General features: G+C 41.0%; 20 protein-coding genes, 1 pseudogene and 1 other annotated feature. Of the genes and pseudogenes, 5 read left to right on the top strand and 16 right to left on the bottom strand.

Going from position 1 to position 23496, the window contains the following annotated elements; genetic code table 11:
- Window positions 1-240 (bottom strand): hypothetical protein, encoded by a 240-nt coding sequence (locus tag A374_RS00345; protein WP_007200182.1) that lies wholly within the window; start codon window positions 238-240, stop codon window positions 1-3.
- Between the two features lie 237 nt (window positions 241-477).
- Between A374_RS00345 and A374_RS00340 the strand changes: the two genes are divergently transcribed.
- The gene (locus A374_RS00340) at window positions 478-732 is read left to right on the top strand and encodes a hypothetical protein (protein WP_007200181.1); all 255 of its coding nucleotides are present in this window, start codon (window positions 478-480) and stop codon (window positions 730-732) included.
- Between the two features lie 58 nt (window positions 733-790).
- Here the strand turns inward: A374_RS00340 and A374_RS00335 are convergent, their stop codons facing one another.
- Together A374_RS00335 and A374_RS00330 are read right to left on the bottom strand one after the other, a co-directional pair.
- The gene (locus A374_RS00335; RefSeq protein ID WP_007200180.1) at window positions 791-2179 is read right to left on the bottom strand and encodes an amino acid permease; all 1389 of its coding nucleotides are present in this window, start codon (window positions 2177-2179) and stop codon (window positions 791-793) included.
- Window positions 2180-2445: 266 nt separating this feature from the next.
- The gene (locus tag A374_RS00330) at window positions 2446-3948 is read right to left on the bottom strand and encodes a malate:quinone oxidoreductase (RefSeq protein ID WP_007200179.1); all 1503 of its coding nucleotides are present in this window, start codon (window positions 3946-3948) and stop codon (window positions 2446-2448) included.
- Between the two features lie 388 nt (window positions 3949-4336).
- Here A374_RS00330 and A374_RS00325 point away from each other — a divergent pair, with 388 nt between their 5' ends.
- Window positions 4337-4714, top strand: a complete 378-nt coding sequence (locus A374_RS00325) for an iron chaperone (RefSeq protein WP_007200178.1) — start codon at window positions 4337-4339, stop codon at window positions 4712-4714.
- 150 nt (window positions 4715-4864) lie between these two features.
- Here the strand turns inward: A374_RS00325 and A374_RS00320 are convergent, their stop codons facing one another.
- The 4 genes and pseudogenes from A374_RS00320 to A374_RS00305 all read right to left on the bottom strand — a co-directional run bounded on the left by A374_RS00320 (window position 4865) and on the right by A374_RS00305 (window position 10907).
- Window positions 4865-5743, bottom strand: a complete 879-nt coding sequence (locus A374_RS00320; protein WP_007200177.1) for a radical SAM/SPASM domain-containing protein — start codon at window positions 5741-5743, stop codon at window positions 4865-4867.
- A gap of 107 nt (window positions 5744-5850) precedes the next feature.
- A pseudogene (gene ileS / locus A374_RS00315) lies at window positions 5851-8911 on the bottom strand (isoleucine--tRNA ligase).
- A 55-nt stretch (window positions 8912-8966) separates the two neighbouring features.
- Window positions 8967-9216 (bottom strand) — a binding site (T-box leader).
- 155 nt (window positions 9217-9371) lie between these two features.
- On the bottom strand, window positions 9372-10070 hold the full coding sequence (locus A374_RS00310; RefSeq protein WP_007200173.1) for a hypothetical protein: 699 nt from the start codon (window positions 10068-10070) through the stop codon (window positions 9372-9374).
- Between the two features lie 276 nt (window positions 10071-10346).
- Window positions 10347-10907 (bottom strand): isochorismatase family protein, encoded by a 561-nt coding sequence (locus A374_RS00305; protein ID WP_007200172.1) that lies wholly within the window; start codon window positions 10905-10907, stop codon window positions 10347-10349.
- A 169-nt stretch (window positions 10908-11076) separates the two neighbouring features.
- On the opposite strand from A374_RS00305, the gene A374_RS00300 reads away from it, so the two are divergent.
- Window positions 11077-12117, top strand: a complete 1041-nt coding sequence (locus A374_RS00300; protein WP_007200171.1) for an ArsR/SmtB family transcription factor — start codon at window positions 11077-11079, stop codon at window positions 12115-12117.
- On the top strand, window positions 12114-13331 hold the full coding sequence (locus tag A374_RS00295) for an MFS transporter (protein ID WP_040340209.1): 1218 nt from the start codon (window positions 12114-12116) through the stop codon (window positions 13329-13331). The genes A374_RS00300 and A374_RS00295 overlap by 4 nt, the downstream gene beginning before the upstream one ends.
- 110 nt (window positions 13332-13441) lie before the next feature.
- On the opposite strand, the gene A374_RS00290 is transcribed toward A374_RS00295, so the two are convergent.
- The 8 genes from A374_RS00290 to sigW all read right to left on the bottom strand — a co-directional run bounded on the left by A374_RS00290 (window position 13442) and on the right by sigW (window position 21954).
- A complete protein-coding gene (locus A374_RS00290) occupies window positions 13442-13789 on the bottom strand; it encodes a DUF4260 domain-containing protein (protein ID WP_007200169.1) in 348 nt (115 codons plus the stop codon).
- A complete protein-coding gene (locus A374_RS00285; protein ID WP_007200168.1) occupies window positions 13764-14207 on the bottom strand; it encodes a MerR family transcriptional regulator in 444 nt (147 codons plus the stop codon). Before A374_RS00285 ends, A374_RS00290 begins: the two co-directional genes overlap by 26 nt.
- A 617-nt stretch (window positions 14208-14824) precedes the next feature.
- Entirely contained in the window at window positions 14825-16627 is a 1803-nt protein-coding gene (glmS, locus tag A374_RS00280) for a glutamine--fructose-6-phosphate transaminase (isomerizing) (RefSeq protein WP_007200167.1), read from the bottom strand.
- 470 nt (window positions 16628-17097) lie between these two features.
- Window positions 17098-18435: a phosphoglucosamine mutase gene (gene glmM, locus A374_RS00275; RefSeq protein ID WP_007200166.1), complete on the bottom strand. Its 1338-nt coding sequence runs from the start codon at window positions 18433-18435 to the stop codon at window positions 17098-17100.
- Window positions 18436-18438: 3 nt separating this feature from the next.
- Complete coding sequence (locus tag A374_RS00270; protein WP_007200165.1) at window positions 18439-19857, bottom strand: CdaR family protein; 1419 nt, start codon at window positions 19855-19857, stop codon at window positions 18439-18441.
- Window positions 19850-20671 (bottom strand): diadenylate cyclase CdaA, encoded by an 822-nt coding sequence (gene cdaA, locus A374_RS00265; protein ID WP_007200164.1) that lies wholly within the window; start codon window positions 20669-20671, stop codon window positions 19850-19852. The genes A374_RS00270 and cdaA overlap by 8 nt, the downstream gene beginning before the upstream one ends.
- A gap of 102 nt (window positions 20672-20773) precedes the next feature.
- Entirely contained in the window at window positions 20774-21370 is a 597-nt protein-coding gene (locus tag A374_RS00260; protein WP_007200163.1) for an anti-sigma factor family protein, read from the bottom strand.
- 8 nt (window positions 21371-21378) lie between these two features.
- The gene (sigW, locus tag A374_RS00255; RefSeq protein ID WP_007200162.1) at window positions 21379-21954 is read right to left on the bottom strand and encodes an RNA polymerase sigma factor SigW; all 576 of its coding nucleotides are present in this window, start codon (window positions 21952-21954) and stop codon (window positions 21379-21381) included.
- Between the two features lie 199 nt (window positions 21955-22153).
- Between sigW and A374_RS19735 the strand changes: the two genes are divergently transcribed.
- A complete protein-coding gene (locus tag A374_RS19735; protein ID WP_007200161.1) occupies window positions 22154-22321 on the top strand; it encodes an aspartyl-phosphate phosphatase Spo0E family protein in 168 nt (55 codons plus the stop codon).
- A gap of 27 nt (window positions 22322-22348) precedes the next feature.
- Here A374_RS19735 and rocF read toward each other — a convergent pair whose 3' ends face one another.
- A complete protein-coding gene (gene rocF / locus A374_RS00250) occupies window positions 22349-23254 on the bottom strand; it encodes an arginase (RefSeq protein ID WP_007200160.1) in 906 nt (301 codons plus the stop codon).
- Window positions 23255-23496 lie beyond the last annotated feature (242 nt).

The raw sequence follows: 23496 nt of genomic DNA, 5'->3' as shown, positions 1-23496 counted from the left end.
TTATTGTGTGCTCCATACTAACAAGCCACCTATAATGAAAAAACAACCGTTTAACGTCACACCAAGTAGCACGGCAGTTAATGTCCGAGCAAGAATGGCTGAAAAAATGCCAAGAGTACTAACAATCATTAAAAGGAACACCGCTGTAGTCGTTTCAAGGTCTTCTTTCATAAAAATTCGAAAAAGCACAGCATTAATAACGACAAATGCTAACGAACATAAACTCCATGTAGTTCGCATATACCACACCACCTTCTTTTACTATACGTCGTGTGGCACTTCTGCGTGAACAAAGGGACACAATACTTCCTCTGTTTCGTGACGCAATGCGGGGAATAGACTTGGTTGTGTGCGAGTGGACCTGGTCTGTGCGCGAATCGAGGATTTTTGTGTGCGAGTGGAGCTGGTCTGTGCGCGGCGAATCGAGGATTTTTGCGCGCGAGTGGACCTGGTCTGTGCGCCAATGAGGACTCTTGTGTGCTTTACTCTTTTCGCCATCATCGAAGAGCTTTTACGCTATTTCTTCTCATTTTTGAGCGTATTTATGAGATGATCTCTTCATTTTCTCTTTTTTTATCCCTTACCTACGTTGTTGGAAGCAAATTACCTGGTCTGCGCGCGAATCTGGGGCTCCTGCGCGCGAACGGACCTGGTCTGCGCGCGTTTACAGAAGAGCTTGCCATGGCTGCTTATATGCAAGACAATCTAGCATCAAATGAACGAACAACATGAAAAAATGGCTTGATCACCGAAACGGATGATGAAGCCATTTTTTATGTGCTAAGGCTGTTTATGCCCCAGCCTCTTCTGATTCTATTGAATATTCACGATCACGTTTATGAATACCAAGAGCATAATAGCTAATCGTTACAACTGCTAAGAACACAAGCCCGATATAGAGCGAGACTCTCGTCGCAGGATTAAACCACATTCCTACTAATACCATGAGCAAGAACAGGATCGTTACATAATTAGAAAACGGGGCAAGCGGCATCTTAAATGGATGACTCCCAAGCTCTGCCGCTTTCGCTTTACGGAAGCCAATATGACTAATTAAAATAACAAACCATGGAATCATACCAGGTAAGACACTTGAGCTATATACGGAAACAAACAGCCCCTTAGGTGCCACGTAGTTTAAAATGACGCCAAGTACGAGGCCAACTAGCACGGCTAGCGTACTAAACAACGGTACACCATTACGTGTAACTTTCGTAAAGAATTTCGGAGCTTGACCATTCACACCAAGCGTATATAACATACGCCCCGCACTGAAGATTCCACTGTTACAACCAGACATCGCCGCTGTAATAACGACAAAGTTAATAATACCAGCAGCTGCTGTAATCCCAACTTTCGTAAAGGTTGAAACGAATGGACTGCCTAATGATTGCAACTCATTCCACGGATAGACCGTCACAATAACAAAGATAGCGCCAATATAAAAGATTAAAATGCGCCAAACAATGCTTTGAATGGCGTTTCGCAATGTTTTCTGTGGATCTTGAGCTTCACCCGCTGTAATCCCAATTAATTCAACACCTTGATAAGCACCAATAACAAGTGAGAGTGCAAAGAAAAAGCCAGAAAAACCACCTGTGAAAAAGCCGCCATGACTCCATAGATTAGATAGTCCAATCGCATGTCCGCCATTTCCAAAACCAAAAAAGATAATCCCAAAGCCGGCAACGATCATTAGTAAGATCGTCACTACTTTAATCATCGCAAACCAAAATTCAAATTCACCAAATGATTTTACAGATATTAAGTTCGCTGCGCCAAGAATGACCATCACAATAATACCTGGAATCCACGGTGATAAATCTGGAAACCAAAACTTCATATACGCCCCAACAGCAATGATTTCTGACATTCCTACCATCACCCATTGAAACCAGTTACTCCAGCCTGTTAAGTACCCTGCAAGTGGATGAATATAACGATGACCAAATGTTGCAAAGGAACCTGTACTCGGCTCCACATATAACATTTCACCCATTGCTCTCATAATAAAAAAGAGAAACATACCCGCAATACCATACGCTAGCAACACGGATGGACCTGTCCAACTAATCGTACTTGACGAACCCATAAACAAGCCAACACCGATTGTTCCACCCAATGCAATCATTTGTATATGACGGGCACTCAGGCCCCGTTTTAACTGTTCATTTGCCACTTTAACTTCCTCCTCTGCAAATCTCTCTACGTTGTTGTTTGAAGTAGCACGCTTCAACCCTTCACTACGTTAAAAAAATATACTTTTCCATCATAAACAATCCTCATTATAAATACAAATGTTTTTTTCAGGAGGACATTTTGTGATAACGCTTACATAAAGGTAAATAATAAAACTCCTCTAGCTGACTACACTAAAGGAGTCCAATTATTTCACATTATAAAGTTTTCTATTAGTAAAACTTCAAACTGAACGATGCTAGAAAATTAACGACGCACCTTCTCTTTATCACTCAATCCGAGCGTATCTGCTGTTGAAGCAAAAATTTTACGGAATAAATCTGGGTGTTCAGAAAGTGATACGCCATATGACGGAATCATTTCTTTAATCTTTGGTTCCCAATTCTTTAAATGTTGTGGGAAACATTTCTCTAGCACTTCTAACATTACGTGAACGGCAGTAGAAGCACCTGGAGAAGCCCCAAGTAAGGCTGCGATTGATCCATCTGACGCACTCACAACTTCTGTTCCAAACTGTAGCGTCCCTTTGCCACCAGCCTCTGTATCCTTAATAACTTGAACACGTTGACCTGCTACAACAACTTCCCAATCTTCACTTTTTGCATTTGGGATAAATTCACGAAGTTCTTCCATCCGCTTTTCATTTGATAACAACACTTGTTGAATTAAATATTTCGTTAGCGACATTTCCTTCATTCCAGCAGCAAGCATCGTAAAGAGGTTATTCGGTTTCACAGAACCGATTAAATCCATGTTTGAGCCTGTTTTTAAGAATTTTGGAGAAAAGCCTGCAAACGGTCCAAATAGCAGTGACTTTTTATTATCAATATAGCGTGTATCAAGGTGAGGAACCGACATCGGTGGCGCACCAACTTTAGCTTTTCCATACACTTTCGCATGATGACGATCCGCGATTTCTTGATTTTTACATACTAAGAAAAGACCACTTACTGGGAATCCACCGATTTGCTTCGATTCTGGAATTCCTGTTTTTTGTAATAACGGTAGGCTACCTCCACCACCGCCAATAAAGACGAACTTCGCTGTATGATGTTCAATTCTGCCATCACTTAAATTATGAACCTTTACTTCCCATTTGCCGTCTTTCGTGCGCTTAATGTCTTTTACACTATGACGATAGTTAATCTCAACATCTTGCTTCGTTAAATGTTCAAATAACATACGCGTTAATGCACCGAAGTTCACATCCGTTCCAGAATCAATCTTCGTTGCGGCAATTGGTTCCTTGCTCGTACGGCCTTCCATAATTAACGGAATCCATTGTTTTAGCTTGTCTTGTTGGTCAGAAAATTCCATTCCCTCAAACAGCGGATGGTTTGAAAGCGCTTGAAATCTATTTTTCAAGAAGTTCACATTGCTTTCCCCTTCTACTAAACTCATGTGGGGAATCGGCATAATAAATTCTTTTGGATTAGAAATCAAGTTGCTTTTTACGAGATACGACCAGAACTGTCTTGATAGCTGGAACTGTTCATTGATCTTAATGGCTTTTGAAACGTCCACTGTGCCATCAGGCTTCTCTGTTGTATAGTTCAACTCACATAACGCCGCATGTCCTGTGCCTGCATTGTTCCATTCGTTAGAACTTTCCTCACCTGCTTTAGTAAGCTTTTCAAATACTTTAATTTCCCATGAAGGTGCTAATTCTTTAAGAATGGCTCCCAATGTTGCACTCATAACACCGGCACCAATTAAAATAACATCAGTTTGTTTCTGCATGCTGCTCATGATAGATAACCTTCCTTATTCCCTATTTTTACAAAAAAAAGAGTAGGCACTCTCGCTTACAAAAGCAAGGGCTACCTAGGAACAACCTTTCTACCTCCATTATAACCCAAACACTTCACAATTTTAAAATATACACTATTATCTGATAATTATATCGCATAAAACGTTAGTAAAAAAGGGTGAAAATATACACTTCACCCTTCTATGCTACCTTTTTGTTCGTCTTTTTCAAAGATTTTGCTTTTATTATTTATCCTATATGCTGTAAAAGCGCTCGTAACATTCATACAAGCCCACCCTACAGGACGAAATAAATGTAACCTTGCGCACTACTTTCCTTTTTTTGAACATGCTATGATTATGATAACTATAAGTAGAGGTGAATATAATGACTGTATTTTCATCGTACCTAAAAGAAATAAAAAGTACAGACGAGCGTCGCATTATGGAAGATTTGTTAAAGTGGGTTGCCACGACGTTTCCCTCATTACAAGCAACACTAAAATGGAATACTCCTATATTTACAGATCATGATACATTTATAATCGGGTTCGCACACGCTTCTCGTCATATTAGTATTTCACCTGAGCAATTGACGTTACAAAAATTCGCAAACGAGATTACACAAGCAGGCTGCACCAAGACCAAAAATCTCATGCAAATTCCGTGGGGTACTGCGATTCCGTATGAGTTAGTGCAAGCGATCATCGCCTTTAATATAAAAGATAAAGCACAGTGTACAAGCTTTTGGCGCAGTCATACTTAATGCTTTTTCACAAAGAATCAGGGAAAAAACGCAACCAAAAAAATAAGCGGCGCAATGACTTACACAGCATGATTGGTAAGACAGCACCAAAATGCCTAAGCTTTACTTTACTAGCGAACATCACTTGCTTCACTTCATCTATTGGTCGCGTTACTTTCCAAACCGCTTGCGATAACCGCACTTCCGACAGAGCTCTTCAACCGCTTCACGACGTGAAAAGCCATCGACAATGTTTTGTGCCCGCTCACCTTCAATAATATTGGAGAACGTATCAGAATTAATATTGCCAAGATCAATAACCCCTTCACCGTCTAGACAGCAAGGAATGACCGTTCCATTCGCTAAGATTCCAGCCTGATTACGCAAACCATAACAAAAGCCTTTGCCATCATCTTCTTCCTCATGAAGTGCCGGCCATTGAAACTCATAATCTTGATTAATATAAATACGATCCGCAATTTTCAGGCCCTTACCTGGCGTCACGCGCTCTTGAATCTCGTACGGCAAATCGAATTCTTTTTCAATAATGGAGAGCAATTCGCGATTGCGTTTACGGTCTTCATTTGTGGCATTATCGGGTGTTAGGTTCCATAAGCGCAGAGAAACAATAAGCGAAGACTGGCTTGTTGCCTCGCGAATAAAGGATAGGATGCTGCGCACATAGCCTTCCTTATCTTCAGAGCCTTCATGACCATCAAAGCTATGCAATGAAAAATTCATTTGCCGCAGCGCCGGTTTATTTAATAATTTCTCGCGCTTCTTATTAATAAGCGTTCCATTCGTGGTAATGTTAACTTTAAAGCCCTTTTCATGGCTCATATCTAGTAGCTGATCAATCTTAGGGTGCAATAGCGGCTCCCCTTTAACATGAAGATATATATAATCTGTATGCGGCTTAATTTGATCAAGCCGTTTTTCGAAATCTGCTAACGATAGGAACTGCTTCTGTCGTTCCGTTGGTGGGCAGAAACTACACGCTAGATTACAAACACTTGTAACCTCTACATAAAACTTTTTAAACTTTTTCATTGTTTCCTCATTTCTATTGCTTGCCTCTTACCCTCATTTTACACGTTAACAGAAAACCGTTCTACCATAAATAAACCACCTCGTATGTTCGAAGTGGTCATGTTTGCTTACTTAACGGAAATTCCTACTGTTACACCATCAATGACGGTATGCTTCATATCAGGCGTCGTACCATATTCATAGTGAGTAAGCACCAGATTGCTTAAGAACAACGCCTTATGTTCTTCTAGCATTCGTTGCATTGCAGGATTCAGATCAAGAACTAAGTGAATCCGCTCTTCCACCGGCAATTGTAATGCTTTGCGGTATTGTTGCACCGCACGGATGAGCTCCCGTACTACTCCTTCATCTCGCAATTCATCGGTAAGTACCGTGTTAAGTAGAACACTAAACCGTAGATTACTCGCCATTTCAAGTCCTGGTTTCGTAGAAGTACGTACATCGAAATCTTCTTTTTCAAGCGTAAATGCTTTCCCCTCTTTCGTAGTTACGATACAGAAGCCTTCTGTCTTGGCCTTAACAATGGTTGCTTGTGATAAAGCTGCAACGAGCGCTTTGATGACTGCACTATCACTGCCGAATTTCGGCCCAACAACACGGAAGTTTACACTCATCTCATACTGCACATCATGGCTCATTTCTGATTGCCATACAACCTGTTTCACGTTGATTTCTTCTTTTACGATATGTTCGTATTTTTTCAGATGCGTTACTTCATGTTCCTCACCAACAACCGTTAGCACCGACAGCGGTTGCTTCGTTTTAATAGCTGCCGCATTCCGTGCCGATCGAGCCAGCTCAATCACGTTTCGGACGGCATCCATTTCCGCTTCTAGCTCGCGATGTTACTCCTGCTTATTGGCGACGGGAAAATCAGCAAGATGAACACTCGTACCTGTCAGATGAAAATGAAGATCTTCGGCTAAAAAAGGCGTATACGGTGCAAGTAACTGACTCGTTGTTACTAGCACGGTATACAAAGTATGATAAGCTGCGAACTTATCTTCTGTTAATCCTGTTCCCCAAAAACGCTCACGCGATCGCCTTACATACCAATTGCTTAGGTCATCAATAAATAGCGCAAGTTCGCGCGCTCCTCCAGTAAAATCGTACTGATCTAAATGCTTCGTAACAGCTTCTGTTACCGTCTGTAAGCGAGAGAGCAGCCAGCGATCAAGCAACGTCTGTTTTCCTGCAGGATCTGTCGGCACGAAGCCATCAATTTCTTGATATAACGTATAAAAGCTATATACATTTTGTAGCGTATCAATGACTTTAGACTTCGCTTGACTAACAATGTTTACGGAAAACCGCTTATTATTCCACGGTGCACTATCTGCTAATAGTGCCCACCGGAGCGCATCTGCGCCATACGTTTTCACTAAGTCGAGCGGATTGATTACATTGCCTTTACTTTTAGACATTTTCCGTCCATGTTCATCTAAAATATGCCCAAGTGATAACACTCGTTTGTAAGGAGCTACCCCTTTGTATAACGTTGATACAGCCAGCAAGCTATAAAACCAGCCACGCGTCTGATCGATGCCTTCAGCAATTACATCGGCCGGAAACTGTGTTTGAAATAGCTCCTTATTTTCAAAAGGCACATGATATTGCGCAAACGGCATCGCGCCGCTATCAAACCAAACGTCAATTACTTCCTTTGTTCGTTTCATATCACAGCCACAAGCTGCGCACGTCACGATGACATCATCCACATAGGGGCGATGTAACTCTAACGCCTCACCCATTCCACTTTTCGCATGTTGGCGAAGCTCCTCGATGCTTCCTGGCACAAATTGATGCTGACAGCCTTTGCAAATCCATGCATTTAACGGCGTCCCCCAATAACGATTGCGCCCGATATTCCAATCCACGATCTTGTCTAAAAAGTTACCAAAGCGTCCGTCTTTAATATGATGAGGATACCACGTAACCTGCTCGTTATTACGCTGCAACTGATCCTTAATCCTTGTGGTTTCAATGAACCAGCCTTCCATCGCATAATAGAGCAACGGCGAATCACAGCGCCAACAGTGCGGATAGCTATGCTCATATTTTTCTTTAGCAAACAGTAACTTTCGATCTGCCAGGTGCTTAATGATTTCCACATCACAGTCTTTCGCAAAGTCACCCGCTAACGCCGGAAATTCCTCCGTATAACAGCCCTTTTCATCCACAATCACGACAAAGCTAAGGTTACGTTCTTTCACCGCTCGGTAATCATCCTCGCCGTGCGCCGGCGCAATATGCACAACACCAGTTCCCGCATCTTCTGTAACAAAGTCAGCTGCAATCACCTCATAGCCACGCGTTAGCGTCGCGAGCGGAAACGGTGCCTCATAATTCATGCCGACGAACTGTGAGCCTTGGTGCTCACTTACGATTTGTGCCGTCTCAGGAAATAAAAACGGTACGCGTGCCTTTGAAACGATATACACGTCTCCTTCATGCAACACTTTGACATACGACAGCTGTTCATTGACCGCTAGGGCGACGTTTGCTGGTAACGTCCAAGGCGTCGTCGTCCAGCCTAAGAAATACGTACGCGCCTCTCCTTGCACCGCAAATTTAACCGTTGCCGCTAAATCTTTTACATCTTTATAGCCTTGTGCAACCTCATGAGAGCTAAGCGACGTCTGGCAACTCGGACAATACGGCATGACCCGATGACCACGAGACAAGAATATGCCACACACTTTCAATATAATCGTTATGAAGCGTGACATACGGATGATCTAGATCGACCCAATAACCAATTGCCTCGGTAAACTTCCGCCACTCTCCTTCATAATAAAAAACACTCTTTTTACACTCGTTAATAAATGCTTTGACTCCATACGCTTCAATTTCTTGTTTGCCTGAAAGTCCGAGCTTCTTTTCCACGCCAAGCTCTACCGGTAAGCCATGCGTATCCCAACCCGCCTTACGAATAACGTGATACCCTTTCATCGTCTGGTAACGTGCGATAAAATCTTTCATAACGCGACCGAGCACGTGCCCTGTATGTGGCAAGCCGTTCGCTGTTGGTGGCCCATCATAAAAAACAAACGAAGGACCTCCTTTTCGCTGTTCTACCGAGCGTTTGAAAATGTTCTGACTACGCCAATACTCTTGAATACGTTGCTCTCGTTCTAGTGCCTGTTCGTTTCCTTGTGCCTTTTTCATTTTCACCACACCTTTATTATGAAGTAAACACAAAAAAACCCGCCCCTAACATGATGTTAGGGACGAGTTATTACCCACGATACCACCCAAATTCTAGCGATCTCCCTTGTGCAAGATCGTCTAGCGCTCATACACGTACTATCATACGTGTTCCTTGTAACAGCGGAATCCCGGCAAAGCTTAGTTAACATTAGGCTTTGCTTCTCGGAGAGGATTTTCAATACACGCTGAACGTTGACTTTCACCATTCGTCAACTCTCTATAGATCAGGCTGTCTATTTACTCTTTCTCGTCATTGAATGTGTTGTGTTATTAGAATATACTATACGCCGCTACACTATAAATGTAAAAGTTTTCTAATTAACTGTTTTTCGCACAAAATAGTATGAACGAGATAGTGTTTTTTCCTTATGTAAAAAACATAGCAAACGACGATTTGTTCTATAGTCTAGATATCCTTTTAAATAACAACTTTATTAGTCAACTTCTTAATGTAAAATTCATGTTCATCATCTACACCTACAAGTAATTGATGATCAAGTGTTATTTTCAATGGGAAAATTTTTGATTTCTTTTCTGAGAACAACCATCTTCTATCTACACTTGTTAAAATAATAAAAACACCGTTATTGTGATCTTGCATAAAGTTTAAAGAAGAATGAGTAACTGGATCATTATCACTATCAAATATAGCAAATTCTTTAAATTTCTCACCGACCATTGGTGCATCTTTTACAATTAAACCAATTTCACTGATGTTCAAAATACTATTTACAGAAAATGACGATTCGTTTTTTGGATTCTCTTTATATCGAGCAATGAGTTCGACAATATTCCCTGCCGGATCTTCAAAATAGCAAGCATGCGCAGGCCAAAATGAAAAATCCGCCTCATCTTCTCCGTCCTCTAATAAGAGCGTTGTTTTTCCTTTCAACCATTTCTTTGCTTCTTGAAATTGATTGGAAGGAATATTAAATGCAAAATGATAATAGGGTTCCCCCACCACATTTTCATTAGTGAATTCTAAAATACCTTTACCAACCATAATTTTGAAATGTTTTGGACTTTCATCGTAAAGTGAAAAACCTAATTGTTGTGTATAAAATGCTTTTAGTGCTTCTAATTTATTTGTTTTTAACGACAACAACTTTATTTCCATAGCCTATACATCCCCCTCCAAAGTTCCATAAGTAAGTTACTACCCTACAAATGGGCCCGGTTGTTGCAATTGATTGTATCTTAATCTACTTTTTTCACATCAAAAAAACTGCCCCTAACATGATATTAGGGACAAGTTATTTCCTCTAGCGTTCATACGTACTATCATACATATTCCTCTAACGCTGGAAAGCCAGCAAAGCTCTGAATGCGTTATGTTAATAGAATTCACTTTACGCCGCTTTTCTAATTCACTTTTTAAACGAGCGTTTAAACATTAGTCGCGATAGTGATCATGCGTTGGTGTGAACACATCTTCCGCTGCCTTTCTCACAATCGCAAAGTGATCAACATTATAATGACCGTGTAACGTTTTATTATGATGCGCTATGATTTGCTCTGCGCTTAACAACTCATGATCCGTCGTTGAATGACCATCTCCCACTAACGTTACATCAAATCCAGAAATTGTCGCCGTTCTCACCGCACTATCAATACAATGTTGCGTCGCACAGCCCATGATGACCAGATGCTGAATTTTTAGCTGCTGCAAGTGTTCAAGCAATCCCGTTCCATAAAACGCATTCGTCGCTTTTTTATTAAAGTAGACTGAGTCGGCTGGGATGGAAAGCGCCTCATGCACTTCAAATCCCGCTCCTACGCCTGCTGCCACATCCAAATCTCGCACGAAAATGACTGGTACATCTAGCGTTTGTGCTGTCGCAATTACAAGATTGATATTTTGTAGCAACTGCTCTTTATTGTATACAGCCTGCTGTTCTCCCATGCCCTCAATTAACGCTTGCTGCGCATCTATCACTATTAAAACTTGGTTCAACTACCATCGTTCCTTTCAAGGTGTAAGTGTTGTACTGTAGTCTCATTCGGTATTGGGACGCACATCTCCTGCTTAACGGTAGTGCTTCCGGAAAATATTCTAAATTTATTGAATTTTAAATTCGTATAAATTAGAATAATAATAGGAAATCATTTCAAGGAGGAACAGTATGAAAATAATTCATTCACCTTTACCACAAGAAACGATTCGGCTGTCGGTTGAAAGCTCACCTGTTTGGGAGATGATTCTAGGTATTGCTGCGTTTACGCATCACCAATTACGTCATACCTTTGAATTTCATGAAAAATGGAACGAGCAGGCTCCTACCATGTCGGCAACATTAACCTCTCATTTACAAGACATTCAGCAGACAAATTTATGGTATGGCATGCTACTCTTGCAAAATAAAGTATCCGCTACTAGCGTTCCAGATTTTTCGAATAAAATTTCAGCCTTATCTCAACAAGAATTGTATGAAACACTCTTACCCTACAAAGATCGCTCGCTAGAGAAGCTAAGAAAAGAGACGGTTAGAGATGCACAATCTTTCATCTCATTTTCTGCTCATTTTCGCGGTCATGATTATTTAGAAGGCTACATTGTCACTCTTAGTCAAAAAAAGCCACACGAAATCATACAATTATGTAGTGAGACACTATCGGAATGGTATGCATGGATTCAGCAAACAGAAAATTGGGAGAAGTGGATGCAAGCGCTCGCTTTTGAAAAGAAAGCATACAGCTCAATCGATGTTATGAAACCAACAGAGGAAATCAAACGCATAACAGGTGGCGTAAACTATTTACCGGAACCTTCTATATGGCAGATTAAACTCGTTCCACACGTTTCTTATCGTCCATGGGTGTTAGAGCAACGCACGTGTGATACGAAGCTACTTTTTTATCCTTTACATGACGAAGCGCTAGTAGCGCCTGGCACACCGCCGCAAGCTTTAGTAAGAGGTCATAAAGCACTTGGAGACGAACTTCGCCTGAAACTATTACATCAAATGATGCAAGGTCCGCTCTCGCTTGGAGAGTTAAGTGTGCAATTCAATGTATCGAAAACGACCTTACATCATCAACTCTCTTTGCTTAAAGCAGCTAAATTTATCGGAGTTGATAAAGGTATTTATTTTGCAAATGCTACGGAAATTCAAGCATTCTCTACAAAACTAAGTCACTATCTGCATGCAAGTGAACCATCATGAGGACGACCTACTCTCGGTCATTTAAAGCACTTTGGATGGGTGAAATGATTTCTGGTTTTGCAGGCTCACTAGGTGGCATAATCAATGGGCTACTTCTTTACGAAGTAACCGGTTCAAAAGAATGGATGGGCGCTCTCTGGCTTCTCTACTTCTTACCTTCTCTCCTTCTTCAAGGTATGAGCGCTCCTTTTTTAAATTATGTGAAGAAAGAAAAATTGCTTAAACACTCACAATCTATTCGTTCCGCTGCCTACCTGTTACCGCTCATTGGCGCTCTTTGTGGCACAGATTATGGAACCATTAGTGGCTTAGTGCTTCTTCAATGCCTATTAGGAATTATGCAGCCAATCTATGGTAGTCTTGCCTTTTCAATCTTACCTGACATATGTGAAGAACAAGAATTAATCCGAGCAAATGGTTTATTAGATGGTACTATGCGCTTGATGAACTTTATAGCACCTGGTGTAACATCGCTGCTTCTTCTCGTCAGTCCTCTACACCTCATGTACATACTATCAAGCATCCTGTTCTTCTTCAGTTATCTTTCACTATCAAACATTCCACCTACTGCTACAAAATCCGTAGCACTCTGGTCAAAAAAGTTCTGGTGGGACGAGTTGAAAGCAGGTTATTACACCTTCTTTCAATTTCCTCGCTTAGTAAAACTAACGTTGCTCTCATCATTGGTTCAATTTGCCGTCGGAGCAACGATGGTCGTAAGCGTCCCGTTTATTCTGAGTGAGTTACACGGAGAAACATGGGAATATGCAACTTTTTCCGGTAGCTTTCCTGTAGGGTATACGCTAGGCCTTCTGTTACTAACAAAATTACCGAATAACAAATACGTTATGTATAGTGGATTAATAGGCGGCGGTTGTTCCTTTATCATGTTATTTTTCGTAGCTTCTATTCCCTTCGCTTGGCTTGCTGAATTAGTCGGTGGGATCTTATTTCCGCTATTTAACGCCCAAAGCGCAGCACTCTTTCAGCGAGAAGCGCCGAGAGAACGATTATCACAGCTAAGTTCTGTACGCCTACTCTTCCTGCGCGTAACGATGCCTTTAGGGATTCTGTTCGCATCCACTTCGTTCTTCGGAAGCAGTACCCGTTTTACGTATCTCATCATTGGTACTATCATTGTTATTCCAGGTATGTATGCCGTACTATCATCACTGCTCGTTCCACAGAAAGATTCACTCAAAAAAACAGTGTAATGAAAGAGAAGACGCCATCACACTACCTTATTTTTCAGTTAAGTGAATGCATAGGGATGATCTTCGTTGGCTATCGTCTGGCAGGAAAGATCCTCCCACTTTTTTTCACACTAAATTTTTTGTATATGTGTACTTTTAAAAGAATCTTTGTATTTCAAGCCAAAACCAAATAGTCTATCCATACATATATGAGCGATCCAAATGATCGCTATTATAAGTAAATAATCGTTTGAAAAAAACACGTAACACACTACGAAAAGAAAAGGTAAAATGAAGCTGTGCCCAACATTATACATCCTAGCACCTGTTTTTTGATTCATGGCATAACCAATCATCGTAAGATCAGGAGCTAATAAAAGGACAAAAAACAACCAAAGGGGATAGTCCATCCTCACATAAAGAACAAAGGATAAAGCAAACGCCATTCCATTTTCAATACGAATGATTGAATGAACCATCCTTGTATCCCCCTCTTTTAAAAATTTTGACTATCAATTCTTCCATAACGCTTTTATTTTCTTCATATTTCTCTTCATCTATAAGCGTCTTGATCGTTCGCATCACGTTTAATGCTTGTTGATAAAACTCAACTTTTTCCTCAAGCTGCATCATTTTTTGCTGAAATAATGTGACCGTTGAAGAATTGCATTCCGTTGATATCGATGTATTTCTTAAAAAAAGCAATTGTTGAATCTCTTTTATCGAAAAACCTAGTTGCTTAAATACAATGATCAGTTGTAGCTGTTTTTCACACTCTTCATCATATTCTCGATACCCATTTTCCCTTCGTTTTGGTTTCAATAAGTGCTCTTTTTCATAAAAACGAATGGTATCAGCTTGAATCTTATATTTCTTAGCAAAATCTTTGATCTGCATATTTACCACCTCAAATTAAGCATAACATCGGAGTAAAATCTAAGGTCAAGCAGAAAAATAAAAAATACGAATATAAAAAAACGATTTACATATTAAATCCTACTTGTTATGTACATTCTTAGTTAGTGAAAACCGGGCAGTTCTATCTTGGCAGAACCATTTCAGTTTTACGGCAGATGAATCGTTACCGTATACATTAGTCACTCGTGCTGGAGCTACTGCTCAAATGAATCCTCGTCTACAAAAACCACCCCTTTGGCTACTGAAAACCAAAGGGGTGACATGTTGCGACTTTATGTTAATGTGGCCTTGCTAAATAAACAGCAAAAAGAAGGGGAACGATTCCTAGCACTATGAAAGATTTGTATAATACATTACGGTTTCTATGAGAAACACCGAGAACTATCAAAAATATGCCGAGTAGAAAAGATAGAAGCATTATATAGAATCCGATTGGATCCACCTCCTCTTACGTGTAATGGGTCGTTCATAACCATCCTGCATTGAATCTCATTCTTCCTTTGAACAGCAAAATAAAAAAATCCGTTCACTTATGTTAATTATAAGCAAACGGATGTTGAACTTCCATATTTAAACAAATTTATTATTCGTTAACCCTACTCTACCGTTACACTCTTCGCTAAGTTACGTGGCTTATCAACGTCACAATCGCGGTGAAGTGCTGCGTAATAGGCTAGTAATTGTAATGGTACAACAGATACGAGTGGTGTTAAATATTCGTGTACTTCTGGAAGGACGATGCGATCGCCTTCTTCTTTTGTTACTTCGGTACTAATGACGCAAACGTCGGCACCGCGAGCGGCTACTTCTTTTACGTTTCCGCGGATGCTTAGGTTCACGTGGCTTTGTGTTGCTAGCGCGATGACAGGTGTTCCGTCTTCAATCAAGGCAATGGTACCGTGTTTCAATTCGCCACCAGCAAAGCCTTCTGCTTGAATGTAGGAAATTTCTTTGAGCTTAAGAGCGCCTTCCATTCCTACGTAGAAGTCAACGGCACGGCCGATGAAGAAGCAGTTGCGAGTAACCGATAAATATTCACGCGCAATGCGTTCGATATTTTCTTTTTGATCGGTTAAAGCTTCCATTGCGTTAGCAACGATGGCTAGCTCTTGTAGTGGATCAAAATCAAGCGTAATTCCTTTAGCACGCGCTGTGTCTACTGCTAGGATCGCAAGAACAGCAATTTGTGCAGTGTAAGCTTTTGTTGACGCTACAGCAATCTCAGGGCCAGCATACAAGTTTAAAGTATGATCCGCTTCACGAGAAAGAGTAGAGCCTGGAACGTTTGTAATTGTTAATGCTTTATGTCCAAGTCGTTTCACTTCTACGAGCACCGCACGGCTATCTGCTGTTTCACCAGATTGTGAAATGAAGACAAATAACGGCTTTTGTGAAAGAAGTGGCATGTTGTAAACAAATTCACTTGCAATGTGCACTTCGACAGGAACAGAAGCGATGCCTTCAAGGAATTGTTTACCGACTAAGCCTGCATGGTAGCTCGTTCCGCATGCTACGATGTAAATGCGATCCGCTTCTTTTACTGCAGAGCGGATGTTTTGATCAAGCTTCAGCTGACCATTTGCATCTTGGTATTGTTTAATAATGTTACGAATAACGAACGGCTGCTCGTCGATTTCTTTTAGCATATAGTGTGGGTACGTACCTTTTTCGATATCGCTTGCATCAAGTTCCGCCGTATATGGCGCACGAGATACGTTTGTGCCATCAAGTGTTTTAATTTGATACGCATCACGTGTTAAGACGACAATCTCTTGGTCCATCAATTCCACGTATTGATTCGTTTGCGCGATCATTGCCATGGCATCACTTGCAACGACGTTAAAGCCTTCACCCACTCCGATCAGCAATGGGCTTTTATTTTTACCAACATAGATGGTGTCACTATCATGATTGTCTAACAAAGCAATTGCATAGGATCCTTTTAGTGTAGATAGCGCTTTGCGGAATGCTTCTTCCACTCCAAGACCATCCTTCACTAACTTTTCGATCAACTGTACAATAACTTCTGTGTCGGTGTCACTTTTGAACGTTACGTGAGGTAAATATTCTCTCTTTACGCCCTCGTAGTTTTCAATCACGCCGTTATGAACGAGTGTGAAGCGTTCGGTTGTGCTTTGATGTGGATGGGCATTTAGCTTACTAGGCACTCCGTGAGTCGCCCAACGCGTATGACCAATTCCAACTGTTGTTTCAACCGCAGCATCTACATGATCACGAAGAACTGCAATACGACCTTTCTCTTTAAAAACTTGAACACCTTCACCTGTAGCTACAGCAATCCCTGCTGAGTCATACCCGCGATATTCTAGCTTTTCAAGACCGTGTAATAAAATTTCTTTCGCATCATGATTACCTGCATATCCTACAATTCCGCACATAGTAACAATATCCTCCCTATAGGTAGCTTGCTCGTTTGCGAGCATAGCATCCACATGGGGGACTATGAGCGGGGCTCATAGCCCCACCTATGTTTATTTTCTCTATTCGTCACTACTTTTATGTTTGTACAGGAAGTCACCTTACCTGGTTTGTATAAAAGCTTACGGATGTGACGTCATCCGAGAGGCATCCGCCGAAATCTCGATGATCCTCTTCCTCGTCAACTATTTTCATTCCGGTCGAAAATAGTTCAGGCGCTTGTGGTATTGCTTTGTTCTGCTTTAATGCTCCTTTCTCAGTTTAAAGTGAATACAAAGTTCATCATAACGGTTTTGGATAAAAACGTCAATCCGTTCGTTCGTGTCCGTTTTGTGACTAGCGTTCTGCAAATAAAAAAAACGATTAGTATAAACTATGCATAAGCGAATCATCCCGTGATACGCTTATGCACATTTTTAATAATTAGCTATTAAACAAGCTCTGTTTTAACAACTTCAACAATCGCATTTGCATACGATTGACAAAGCTCTTCTGTTGGTGCTTCAACCATGACACGCACGAGAGGCTCAGTTCCTGATGGACGAACGAGCACACGCCCGTTGCCTTCCATTTCTGTTTCCACAGCCGCAATGGCTTCTGTGATCGCTGCATTGTTCTCAAGCTTAGACTTGTCCGCTACCCGAACATTGATCAATACTTGTGGGAACTTTTTCATTTCATTCGCAAGCTCAGACAATGGTTTATTGCTTTGCTTCACGATACTAGCAAGCTGAATCGCAGACAGCATGCCGTCACCTGTTGTTGTATGATCTAGAAAAATAATATGACCAGACTGCTCGCCACCAAGATTATAATTCCCTTTACGCATCTCTTCCATTACGTAACGATCGCCAACACCCGCTTGAACAGACTTGACCGCTTTCGCTTCTAAGCCTTTATAAAAACCAAGGTTACTCATAACCGTTGAAACGATTGTATCGTTGTTTAAACGTCCTTGTTCTTTTAAATACGTAGCGCAAATGAACATGATTTGGTCACCATCAACGATATTTCCCTTTTCATCAATCGCAATGAGACGATCCCCATCGCCATCAAAAGCAAGACCCATGTTTGCGCCTTTTTCTTTTACGAGTGCTGCTAGTTTTTCTGGATGCGTTGAGCCGACACCTTCATTAATGTTTAAGCCATTCGGGCTCGTCCCCATTGTTGAAATATCTGCTTCCAAATCCGCAAACAAATGCGGAGCGAGTGAAGAGGTTGCTCCATGTGCACAATCAAGCGCAATGTGTAATCCTGAGAAATCGCCTTGAATCGTTTGCTTTAAATATTGAAGGTACTTCTGTCCACCTTCAAAATAATCCCCAACAGAGCCGATATCTGCTCCAGATGGACGTGGTAATGTATCTTCTTGATCAAGAAGTGCTTCAATTTCTGCTTCTTGCTCGTCCAATAATTTAAAGCCATCTGCACCAAAAAACTTAATGCCATTATCCGCTACAGGATTATGTGAAGCGGAAATCATGACACCCGCTTGTGCACCAAGGGCTTTTGTTAAATAAGCAACACCAGGCGTTGAAATGACACCAAGGCGCAATACTTCTGCACCTGTAGAAAGAAGACCTGCAACGAGAGCACCTTCTAGCATATGACCTGAAATGCGTGTATCGCGACCAATTAATACTTTTGGTTTATTTGAATCTTTAGTTAACACATATCCGCCAAAACGGCCTAGTTTAAAGGCAAATTCAGGCGTTAATTCTGTATTGGCTACTCCTCTAACACCATCTGTTCCAAAATATTTACCCATGTCTTAATTCTCTCCTTCGGTTTCTGAGTCATCACGGTCGATTGTTTCCTGTCCCCTCGACGCTCGATACGATGGACTCAGTTGTTGCTTACTCTTTTTCTCTTGAGACTGTTCGTTATTTGATTCACGTGATCCGGTGCGCTCATCTTCTTGCGTACTATTATTGGATTGATCTTCTTGCTCCTTCCGATCTACCTTCACTTGAACCGATGACGTACTAAGCTTCATTGGAAGATTCTTCGGATTGGAGGCATCAATACTTACACGATGCGTTCCTCGATCAAGACCACTAACGTCAACCGACGCTTTCACATCACTTTTGGAAAGGGCATCAATCGATGCTTTACTTCCGGTTACGGTCACATCTACACTTTTAGAAGAAGGCGATTGAATGGACACACTTTGTCCTTCTTCTTTTCCAGATATTGATAGTGGTACATTAGAAAAGGTTTTGGACGTTACGTCTTTATCAACCGAAATCTTTACCTCTACTTGCTTAGGTTCAACGCTGTCAGCTCCTTTAGGTACTGGCACGTCTACTTTTATCGTTTGATTCTTTGTAATTGAACTGACGTCAACATCGATACTTTTTAATTTTGTTATTTTCTTTAACTGTTCAGGAGATCCTGAAATGGTCACTTCTTTTGGCGAAACAGACAGTTCTGAAATCGTTAAGCCTTTTGGTAAACTGCCTTTTTGATTGATCGTAATCGGTAAGGATTTTTTTTGTTTCTTTAAAGGAATGGTTGCATTCACCGTTTTCGGATCAATCATGACGTTTTCCTCATGACCCTCCTTATCATATGCCTTTAAGGACAAATTGGTTGCCATTTCTCCAGACAATTGTGAACCGTCCACCGTTGCTCGTACACTTTCGATGTTTTCAACGCTTTCTTCTGCACCCGTTACATATACGTTTTTCGGTGAGAAGGTCACATTTTTTTCGCTAATACCACTAGGAAGATTTTTACTTTCCTTTGTATTAAATTGAACAGAAAATTGCTTCGTTAACTTCCGATGTAGTGTCACTTTCACTTCTTTCGGTTCCACTTCCGCATCAACACCATCCGGTAAATTCCGGACTTTTACAGGAACCTTCGCTGTACCGGGACCCAGTCGATTCAAATCAACATACACTTGAATACGACGATCCACTTTTAATGCTTTCGTAATGAGGTCAGATGGTCCAGATAGCTTCACATCAACCGTCTTTGGTAAATCGGATAAGACATATTTGCTTTCATCATAAAATGGTGTCAACAATACCCCTTTTACCGTTTCACTATTTTTTGAAAAAGAAGTTAAAAATGAATTTCGGTCGGCTTGTTGTTGGTTTTCCATCGACACGACCGTATATAGCATCAGTGCTAATAAAAAAGCAATAATCTTCACAAACCAATTACTCTTGAGGAGTTTATCCATTCTTTTTTCCCCTCCAATTCCAACGCGCTGAGGAAGAGGAGCGACCAGATACCATTAATTCATTCGTTAAGAGCGTACGTAAGCTTTCCTCATCCAAGTCACGATCAATTTCACCGTTTTTCGTAATGGAAATGCCACCTGTTTCCTCTGATACAATAATGGTTATTGCATCGGTTACTTCACTAACACCAATTGCTGCACGGTGTCGTGTTCCAAGTTCTTTTGAAATAAACGGACTTTCTGAAAGAGGCAAATAACAGCCTGCTGCTACAATTTCATTCGGCTTTACAATGACTGCTCCATCGTGCAATGGCGTATTCGGTACAAAGATATTCGTAAGTAGCTCCGACGTCATTTTAGCACGAATAGGAATACCTGTTTCCACATATTCTGTGAGTCCCGTCTCCCGTTCAAAAGAAATAATTGCTCCAATGCGACGTTTTGCCATATAGGCTGTGGATTTGACAATCGCCTCGATTGAACTTTGCATCTCTTCATCTGAGGCGCCTGCTCCTCTAGAGAAGAGCTTGCCGCGTCCAAGCTGTTCAAGCGCGCGCCGCAACTCGGGCTGGAAAATAATAATAATTGCTAACAAACCATATGTAATGGCTTTATCCATCAGCCAGCTCATCGTGCGCAATTCAAAAAATCGACTCGCAAGCCAGGCGGCAACGATGACGACAATGCCTTTTAAAAGTTGAACCGCCTTCGTCCCGCGAATAAGCATAATGATTTTATAGAAAACATACGTAACGAGCAATATATCGACAATTTGGCTGATATAGTTACCTAAGTTAAAGCTTCCTACAGGCAACATAACATCACTCCACTTCATGGTACTTCTTTCTCTGTCAATTATGAACCTATTTATTATAGCATACCCAATTCATTCCTTCTTACTAGAAGGGGGCTACACTTAGTCCGCAGATACTAAGGACTTTAGCTTATACCACGTCCAATGCATAATATCATGGATTTCTTGACTATCTCCCGTAATACTTCCTGCAGAAGCCAAGTATCTTTTGCCTTTTATAATCGTCACATTTCCCTCGACGGTTCCTTCTACTTTTACATCCCCATTTTCTACAACAAGATCTCCTTTGAATGTTTCACCCTTAGGAACAATTACTTCATGTTGTTGTTTGTTAATTTGTAAATGTTTCGTATTACCCGCAATAGCCATTTCTCCTGTTGACCAACTAGAAAATAATGAACTAACCATAAGCACAAGGAAAATAGCAGCCGCCGCTACGATTGGGTGCTGCTTCATCCAACGGATCGGAGATTTCTTCTTATGCCCAGCTGGAAGTTGACGCATCACATTTGCTGTAAAGCCAAGCGGTGCAGAGATGTCTGCTAACTTTTTCACATCAACAATCATGTGTTCAACGAGCTCATATTCAGCCTTACACGCCTTACACTGTTGTAAATGTGCTGTAAAGGCTTCTTGCTCTCTTATTGATAGTTCCCCATCTAATGCTTTTTGTAACAATTGTTCATGTTCACAAGACATGCCTCTTATCACCTCGACTTCATAACCTTTTTGTAAACCTTCTTTAATAGCTCTCGACCGCGATGAATTCTTGTTTTCACAGTTGGTACCGGTAACTCCATAATCGCGCTCATTTCTTCTAGTGATAAATCCTCAATATATTTCAATATGATCGCTGTTCTGTACTTTTCAGGCAGTTTGCTAATCTCTTCTTGAAGAGTGGCTCGCTCTTCTCGTTTTTCTACCACCGTCTCTAACGCTTCTTCGGAATGAGGTATTTGTTGATACAATGTACCTCCATCACTCGTTGAAAGCGGCGCATCCATTGAATAATCAGGCTTCTTCTTTCGTAACCGATCAATGCAAAGGTTCGTTGCAATTCGATAAAGCCACGTAGAGAAAGCATACGTGTCATCGTATTTGTCTAAATTCATATAGGCCTTCACAAATGCTTCTTGTGCAAGGTCTTCTGCCTCATGACGGTCTCCAATCATGCGAAAGGCTAGACGATAAATACGGTCTTTATACAGTTCGACCAGCCCTTCAAAGGCATGTTGATCGCCTTTTTTAGCTGCTTTTACAAGTTTTTTTAGTAATGACTCCATGTATTTTACGTCCACCACCAGTGGTTGTTATTTTCTACGATTCTCTTCAAAATAAGTTTCAAATAAAAAATGAAGCAGTTTATATTTTATCACGATTTTAAAAAAAGTACCTTTTTTTATACATTACCTGTTTCAATTGGTTATAATCGGGAATACTTTATAAAAATCCTTAGAAATCAAGTGAGGAGAGTGTACCGAAATGGAACGGCAATTATTATTAAATGAAATTGAGCGATCCCGAAAGAAAATGAATGAAATGTCTAAGTACATGCCACTGATTGCTGAGGAGATTGTGGAAATTAGCCAATATATCGATAATTTACTAAATGAATTTCAGCGAAGTGCATTAAAAAACAGCTATTCCTAAATGCAGAGGAATAGCTGTTTATTCTTGTTATAGAAGTTTTTCACCAAACAGAGAACCCATGAGAGCTACAGCAACCGTTGCTGTTTTATTTCTCTCATCTAAGATTGGATTCACTTCAACGAATTCAGCTGATGTGATCATTTGTGATTCTGCAAGCATTTCCATCGCTAAATGACTTTCACGATAGCTAATGCCACCTAGTACAGGTGTACCTACTCCAGGAGCATCCATTGGATCCAATCCATCTAAATCAAGACTCAAGTGAACACCATCCGTTTTATCTTTCAAATAGGCAATGGTTTCTTCCATTACCGCTGTCATGCCGACACGATCAATTTCGTGCATCGTATACACTTTAATACCCTTTTCCTTAATGAGCTCTCGTTCACCCTCATCTAACGAGCGCGCCCCAATGATAACGATATTCTCAGGCTTCACCTTTGGCATATAGCCTCCGATCGAAGTCAGTGACTCATGGCCAATTCCTAAGCTTGCAGCTAGCGGCATGCCGTGAATATTTCCACTAGGTGATGTTTCTGCCGTATTTAAGTCACCGTGTGCGTCATACCAAATAACACCTAAGTTACTATAGTGTTTCGCAATGCCGGCTAATGAACCAATCGCTATACTATGATCGCCACCTAAAACAAGTGGGAAGCGTTCTTTCGCTATAACACTAGAAACAGCATCGGCAAGTTTTTCACTTGCTTCTGCGACCTCTTTTAAATTTTTCAGATTATGTGTAGGATCTTGTGCTTGGAATCCATCGGGACGTCCAATGTGAATATCACCGAAATCTTGCACCTCATGTTGAATATCTTCTAAGCGTTCAACAATCCCCGCATATCGAATCGCACTAGGGCCCATATCTACTCCACGTCGAGTTTGTCCTAAATCCATTGGTACGCCAATAATCGTAATCTCTTTCTTCATCTTCAATGGCCTCCTCTGCTGATGCATTACAGTTATATATCCATTGTATACGCTTTCTTTACAGTGGTTCAACTAGACAGAAAGATGTATAGATATACCGTTTAGAAAGCGCTTACCACCTCTGACATGGATAATTATTAGGCGCCTTTTAAAAAAAACGTCAAAAAAACCTCCTAGTCGCTACTAGAAGGTAGAATATATGTATACATGGTGGAGCCTAGCGGGATCGAACCGCTGACCTC

This window comes from Fictibacillus macauensis ZFHKF-1 (assembly GCF_000269865.1).
In the GTDB taxonomy this organism is placed as follows: Bacteria; Bacillota; Bacilli; order Bacillales; family Fictibacillaceae; genus Fictibacillus_C; species Fictibacillus_C macauensis.
Note: the sequence above shows the minus strand (reverse complement) of the source record. Positions and strands in the feature narration are given on the sequence as shown.